Here is a 6646-nt window from a genome sequence, read left to right as displayed (position 1 = left end):
CCCACCCCGCCCCCGCCCCCCCCGCGCCCCCCCCCCCCCACCCCCTCGCCGCCTGGTTTGTCCAGAAGGTTCTTCCGCCTCCCCCCCCCCCCCCCGAGGCCCGGGGGCGGGAGCTCAGGACCGGCGCCTCGGTGATCCCCGCGGCCTTGAGCTCGTCGGCCAGGCGCTCCTTGAGGCGGAACTTCTGCACCTTGGTCCCCGACATCGGGAACTCGTCGACGAAGCGCACGTACCGCGGCACCTTGAAGGTCGCGATCCGCCCGAGGCAGAAGGCGACGAGCTCCTCCTCGGTCGCGGTGGCCCCGGCCTTGAGCTGCACGAACGCGGCCGCGACCTCGCCGTACCGGGCGTCCGGCGCCCCGACGACCTGCACCAGCCCGACGGCCGGGTGCTCGCAGAGGAACCCCTCCACCTCGGCGGCGGCCACGTTCTCGCCGCCGACCTTGAGCATGTCCCCCCGCCGCGACACGAACCGCAGCCGCCCGGCCTCGTCGGCCACGACGAGGTCCCCGGAGGCGAACCAGCCGTCGGCGTCGATCCGGGCGGCCGTCGTCTCGGGGTCGCGGTGGTAGCGGACGAGCCGGGAGGCGCCGCGGAACCGGAACTCGCCGGGGACGCCGGGCGGCACGGCCTCCCCGGTCTCCGGGTCGACGACCTTCGCCTCCATGTGCCGCAGCGGGACGCCGCTCGTGGTCGCGCGGACCTCGGCGGGGTCGTCGGGCGAACCCATGCAGCAGAACCCGAACGACTCGGTCATCCCGAGGCAGGAGGTCTGCACGGCCTGCGGGAGCCGGGCCTGCATCGCGCGCATCCGTTCCGGCGCACCCACGTTGATCACCAGGCGCAGCGCGGAGAGGTCGGCCTCCGGGAAGCGCGGGTGCTCCAGGACCGGCACCCAGATCGTCTCGAAGGCGGGGAAGCCGATCGTGCAGCGCTCGCGTTCGAGCTGGTCCAGGGCCCGTCCGGGCTCGAAGGTGCCCACGTGCACCATCCCGCACCGGCCGGCCAGCGCCGCGATCGCCACGTCGAACCCGCCGCAGTGGAACATCGGCAGCGGCGCCCAGAACCGGTCGTCCGGCCGCAGGCCGAGCCGCTCCGCCACGGCCCCGCCCTCGGCGACCAGGGACGCGTGGTCGTGCACGCAGCCGCGCGGCCGCGAGGTGGTGCCGGAGGTGTAGAGCATGAGGATCGGGTCCGACGCCCGCAGCGCACCCCGGGCCTCGTCGGCCCCGCCGGGATCCGCGGACTCGTCCAGCCCGTGCAGGAAGCCCGGCGCGGGCCCGTCCAGCGCGACGACGGCGCGGAGCAGCGGGGCGGCGTCGAGCGCGAGCCGGCCCGGCGTGCCCTCCGCCAGCCCCGGCAGGGCCTCGTGCAGCACCGGCGCGAACCCGGCGGTGCTGATCAGCAGCCGCAGGTCGGCGTTCTCGATCATGTAGCTCAGCTCGCGCGGCTTGAGCCTCGGGTTGAGCGGCACCGTGACCGCGCCGATCCGGGCCGCGGCGAGCCAGAGCCGGTAGCTGTCGAGGCAGCCGTGGAGGAGCAGCCCCACGGAGTCGCCCGGCCTTATGCCGAGCGCCCAGAGCGCGGCCGAGAGCCGGCGCGTGGAGCGGGCCAGCTCGGGGTAGGTCTCGCGGCCGTCGGGGAAGACGACGCCCTGCTCCGGCGCGTCCACCGCGCGGCGCTCGAGCAGGTCGGGAACGGTGGTGTCCGGCATCCTCGTCGGCCCTTCCGATCTGTCTAACGATCGTTTGACAGTGGACCGTAGCAACGTCCGTGGACTGCGTCGAGGCCACTGACTATCAACCGTCCAGTAGGTAAGCTGCTCCCCATGATCACCGAGGAGGACCTCGCCGGCACCGTCGGTCACAGCATGCCCGGCGGCACCGCACGCGTCGAGCACTACGCGGACTGGTTGCTCCGGGACGCGCTGGGTGCCCCGCCGGGCGAGCCGGGCCTCGCGCACCCGACGTTCGCGTTCCTCGCGGCGCAGGGCGGGGTGGGGCTGAGCCTCGAGGAGGTCTTCGCCGTCTTCGGCGCCTCCTCGGCCGACGGCCCGATGCTCGGCGAGTGGGCGGTGGACTTCGCGGAGCCGCTGCGGCTCGACGTCGACTATGCCGTGACCTGCGTCGTCGAGTCCGCGCGGCGGAAGACGGGGGCGCGCACCGGGGTGTTCGACCTGGTCACGGTGCGGATCGAGCTGGCCGGGCCGGACGGGTCCGTGCACGTGACCGTCCGGCCGACGTACGTGTTCCCGCGTCGCTCGGTGGGGAGGTCGGCGTGAAGGTCGGGGACGTGCTGCCGGAGCGCGTGGTCGAGTCGGTCGACCCGGAGAAGATGAAGATCGCGGCAGCGCTGCTGCGGGACCCGAACATGATCCATCTCGACCCGGCGGTCACCGGGAAGCTGGGCATGGGGTCGCGGGTGGTCAACCAGGGACCGCTGAACCTGGGCTACATCCACACCCTGCTCGAGGGGTACGGGCGGGTGGTCTCCTCGCGCTTCCGGTTCCACGGCAACGTGTTCGCGGGCGACCGGGTCGTCGCGGGCGGGCGGGTCACGGCGGTCGACGGCGACCTCGTCGACTGCGAGGTGTGGCTGGACGTGACGGGCGGGGCGCGGGCAGTCTCGGGGACGGTCCGGGTCCGCCGTGCGCGGTGACCGGTGCTCCGGCATCGTCCGCGCCCGGGCGCTTGCGTGATCCGGCCCGCCGTGACACCGTGTCAAACGGTCGGTTGGTAGAGAGAGGGTGTCATGCCGAGCTACGACGTCGTGGTCATCGGGGCCGGGGCCGCCGGGCTCTCCGCGGGAGCGCTGCTGGCCAAGGAGGGCAGGCGGGTCGTGGTGCTCGACCGCAGCCCCTATCTGGGCGGCCGCGCCATGGCCGTCCCGGACGAGGGGTTCACCGTCAACCTCGGCGGGCACCTCATCGAGGACGGCGGCTCGGGCATCACGAAGGTGTTCGAGCACGTCGGCAAGGAGCTGATCCACGGCGAGGTCAGCAACGACATGCCGATCTGGGAGAACGGCAAGGGCTGGGGCTCGATCCGGGACCGGTACACCGACCGGACCGAGCTCAAGAAGGTGATCAAGGCCCTCGTCAACACCCCCTACGAGGACCTCGACGACTGGGACGACCGCTCCCTGCGCGAGTGGATCCACCAGTACACGGACGACCAGGGCGTGGTGGACCTCTTCGAGTTCATCTCCGTGCTGGAGTGCATGACCGACAACTGGTACGACCACTCCGCCAGCGACAACCTCTACGTGCGCAAGATGCACTTCGAGGAGCGCAACACCGCGGCCTACTCCTGCTGGCCCGGCCAGGGCTGGGACGGGATCTGGCGCGACCTGGCGGACGCGATCACGTCGAACGGCGGCGAGCTCCGCCTGGGGACGAGCGTCGAGCGCGTGGTCATCGAGAACGGCGCCGTGAAGGGCGTGGCGGTCGGCCGCGAGCCCAAGGTGCTGCCCAACGAGTTCTTCGAGGAGGAGATCCTCGAGGCGCCCGCGGTGATCTCGACCCTCCCGGTGTGGAACGTGCTCGACGTCGTGCCCCGCTCCGCGCTGCCCGAGTGGTACGCCTCCCAGATCGAGTTCCTCGCCCAGGACAAGTTCCGGATCGCCTGGCTCGGCCTCTACCTCGCCACCGAGGAGCCGGTCACGCAGTTCGACCCGCGCGAGCTCGCCACCTGGACGTCGACGCCGTCGACCGACTGCTCGGGCTTCATGTTCGACCAGTCCGCGATGGACCCGTCGTGCTCGCCGGAGGGCACCCACCTGCACGTGATGGGCGCGATCATCCCCGGCGCCAAGGGGCGGGACCGCGAGTGGTGCCGGGCGACCATGGAGGCCTTCGAGCGCGACGCCGAGGTGATGTGGCCCGGCTTCGCCAAGCCGATCTGGCGCCGTCGGCACCTGGTGTTCGAGCCGAGCTTCGGCGTGATCCAGATGCCGGGCCTGGTCGGGAAGTACCGGCCGCACTGGCGGGCCCCCAACGTCGAGGGGCTGTGGTTCGCCTCCGAGACCTTCCGCAGCCGCGGCATCGGCACCGACCGTGCGGCGCGTGCGGCCCTGACCTGCGTCGAGGACTACCTCGGCGCCCGGATCCCGACCTTCGGCGACGGGTGGAGGTACTGAGTTGCAGCGCCTGCAGTTGGGCGTCCCCGGGCAGATCATGCCGCCGGCGGACGCGGCGGTGAAGTTCGCGCAACGCAGCGAGGCCGAGGGGTACGACGCCGTGTGGTGGCCGGACCACCTCATGGGCTGGCACGCGGACACGATGTGGACCCCGGACCTGACGCCGCTCGCGAAGGTCCAGGCCAACCCGCACACGTACTTCGACCCGATGATCATGATGGGGGTCGTCGGGGCGCAGACCGAGCGGATCAAGGTCGGCGTGGTCGTCACGGACCTGATCCGGCGGAACCCGGCCATGGCCGCGGCCACGGCGTTGACCCTGGACCACGTGACCCGGGGGCGGGCGATCATCGGGCTGGGCTCCGGCGAGAAGCTCAACGTCACGCCGTACGGCATGTCGTTCGACAAGCCCGTCGCGAGGCTCTCCGAGGGCATCGACGTGATGCGCCTGCTCTGGGAGGCCGACGGACCCGTCGACTACCGGGGGACGTTCCACACCCTGGAGAAGGCGGTCCTGGGGCTGCGGCCGTACGGCGACACCCCGCCCGAGATCTGGACCGCCGCGCACGGTCCGCGGATGCTGCGGCTGACCGGTACCAAGGCGGACGGGTGGCTGCCCACCAAGATGACCGCGCCGGACTACGGCAAGGCGCTCACCACGATCCAGCAGGCCGCGCAGGACGCCGGGCGCGACCCCGCGACGATCACCCCGGGCATGCTCGGCTACATCCTCATGGGCCCGGACGAGGAGACCGTCCGGCGGCTGACCGAGGCGCCGCTGGTGCGGGCGCTCTGCGTGCTGCTGCCCTCGCAGGTGTTCCGGGACCTCGGTGTCGAACCCCCGCTCGACGCGGGCTCGGGCTTCCACGACTTCATCCCGACGACGATCCCGCGCGAGGAGTCCCTGCGGATCATCGACGCGATCCCGCCGGAGGTGGTGCGGCACTACGCCTTCTGCGGCACCCCCGAGCAGGTCGCGGAGGAGCTCTACGAGTACCGCGAGGCGGGCCTGGAGCACCTCGTCATGTGGAACATCACCGCGTTCGGGGACCCGTCGCTGGCGAAGTGGTCGTTCCGGGCGATGGCGGAGCTGAAGAAGCTGGTGGGGTCGTGACCCGGGCAGTGGTCGAGGGCTACTTCGCCGCGATCAACTCGGACTCGTTCGCGGACCTGGCCGAGGTGTTCGCCGACGACGTGGAGATCCACACGGTCGGGGCGGAACCGGTCGTCGGGCGGGCGGCGGCGCTCGCGCACTTCCCTGCCGTCCTGGCGAACTACGCCGAGCACGAGGACCGCGTGACGCGCTGGATCGAGACCCCCGAGGCGATCGTCACCGAGATCGACTTCGAGGGGAAGCTCGCCGACGGCCGGCCGGTCGTGTTCTCCGCGCTCGACGTGTTCGACCTGCGGGCGGGACGGATCGCCAGGGTGACGACCTGGTACGACACCCGGGACGTGCGGCGCCAGGTCCGGCCGTGAAGCTGGGGGTCACCCTGCCCGTCGACGACGGGCTCGGCGTCCCCGAGTACCTCCGGCTCGTCCGCGCGGCGGAGGAGGCGGGCTACGACTCGGCGTGGGTCGGCGAGGTGACCGGGCCCGAGGTCTTCTCGATGCTCGGCGTCCTGGCCGCCAGCACGTCGCGGATCCGGCTCGGCTCCGGGATCGCGACGGTCTACCCGCGCTCGCCGGCCCTCGCCGCGATGGGCTTCGCGACGCTCGCCTCCGCCGCCCCCGGCCGGATCCTCGCCGGGCTGGGCGCGAGCAGCCCGATGATCACCGAGGACTGGCACGGCCGCACGCACAGCCGCCCGCTCGCGACGATCGAGGGCTACGTCCGGGTGCTGCGGGCGGCCTGGGCGGGGGAGCGGGTGTCCGTGGAGCACCCGCGCACGCAGGGCTTCCGGGCCACCCTCCTGCCGCCGGAGCCGCCGCCGATCGTCGTCGGGGCGATGAACCCGCGGATGCTGCGGCTCGCCGGCCGGGTGGCCGACGGCGTGTTCCTCACCTGGTCCCCGGTCGACGAGATCGAGGCCAAGCTGGCGCTGGTCCGTGAGGGGGAGCGGGAGGCGGGCCGCGAGCCGGGCAGCGTGTGGGCGATGGTGTCCTTCTGGGCCTACGCCGGCGACCGGCTGCCCGAGGGCACGGAACGGCTACGTCGCCTCTGCCTGCAGTACGCGATGGTCCCGACGCACGCGGGCTCCTTCACCGGCGTCTTCCCGGAGCTCGCCCGGGCCACCGAGCTGTGGCGCTCCGGCGACCGCCGCGCCGCCCTCGCCCTGGTGCCCGACGAGGCGCTGCACCGGCTCTGCGCGGTCGGCACGGGCGAGACCGTCGCCGCCCGCGCCGCCGCGATGCACGAGGCGGGTGTCGACCTGGCCGTCCTCCTCACCCCCGGCGCCGTCCCCGGCGACGTCGACGGCCCCCTCCAGACCATCACTCGCACGGCCGAGGCCGCGGGACTCCTCGAGGACCGGACGAACGGCGCGCTCGCTCACACCTCGTGAGCGAG

The 6646-nt window shown here is 72.8% G+C and carries 7 protein-coding genes; 6 read left to right on the top strand and 1 reads right to left on the bottom strand.

Going from position 1 to position 6646, the window contains the following annotated elements; genetic code table 11:
- The coding region (locus tag AB0B41_RS42225; RefSeq protein ID WP_358212749.1) for an AMP-binding protein at positions 1–1714 on the bottom strand (1714 nt) is incomplete at its 3' end.
- Between the two features lie 114 nt (positions 1715–1828).
- Here AB0B41_RS42225 and AB0B41_RS42220 point away from each other — a divergent pair.
- The 6 genes from AB0B41_RS42220 (at position 1829) to AB0B41_RS42195 (ending at position 6641) form a co-directional block, all read left to right on the top strand.
- Positions 1829–2281, top strand: a complete 453-nt coding sequence (locus AB0B41_RS42220) for a hypothetical protein (RefSeq protein WP_358212748.1) — start codon at positions 1829–1831, stop codon at positions 2279–2281.
- Positions 2278–2658, top strand: coding sequence for a hypothetical protein (locus AB0B41_RS42215; protein ID WP_358212746.1), 381 nt, complete (start codon positions 2278–2280; stop codon positions 2656–2658). Before AB0B41_RS42220 ends, AB0B41_RS42215 begins: the two co-directional genes overlap by 4 nt.
- A 93-nt stretch (positions 2659–2751) precedes the next feature.
- A complete protein-coding gene (locus tag AB0B41_RS42210; RefSeq protein WP_358212744.1) occupies positions 2752–4137 on the top strand; it encodes an FAD-dependent oxidoreductase in 1386 nt (461 codons plus the stop codon).
- 1 nt (position 4138) lies between these two features.
- Positions 4139–5251 (top strand): LLM class flavin-dependent oxidoreductase, encoded by a 1113-nt coding sequence (locus AB0B41_RS42205; protein ID WP_358212742.1) that lies wholly within the window; start codon positions 4139–4141, stop codon positions 5249–5251.
- Positions 5248–5616 carry a nuclear transport factor 2 family protein gene (locus tag AB0B41_RS42200; RefSeq protein WP_358212740.1) on the top strand — a complete coding sequence of 123 codons (369 nt, stop codon included), beginning with the start codon at positions 5248–5250 and terminating at the stop codon, positions 5614–5616. Before AB0B41_RS42205 ends, AB0B41_RS42200 begins: the two co-directional genes overlap by 4 nt.
- Positions 5613–6641: an LLM class flavin-dependent oxidoreductase gene (locus tag AB0B41_RS42195; RefSeq protein WP_358212739.1), complete on the top strand. Its 1029-nt coding sequence runs from the start codon at positions 5613–5615 to the stop codon at positions 6639–6641. The genes AB0B41_RS42200 and AB0B41_RS42195 overlap by 4 nt, the downstream gene beginning before the upstream one ends.
- The last annotated feature ends 5 nt before the right edge of the window (positions 6642–6646 follow it).

The organism is Pseudonocardia sp. NPDC049154 (assembly GCF_040648315.1).
Lineage (GTDB): Bacteria > Actinomycetota > Actinomycetes > Mycobacteriales > Pseudonocardiaceae > Pseudonocardia.
The sequence above is the reverse complement of the archived record's forward strand: the minus strand, read 5'-3'. Positions and strand labels throughout refer to the sequence as shown.

Coding starts and splice junctions, on each gene's coding strand:
- AB0B41_RS42220 (WP_358212748.1), top strand. CDS start 1,829: ATGATCACCGAGGAGGACCTCGCCGGCACCGTCGGTCACAGCATGCCC.
- AB0B41_RS42210 (WP_358212744.1), top strand. CDS start 2,752: ATGCCGAGCTACGACGTCGTGGTCATCGGGGCCGGGGCCGCCGGGCTC.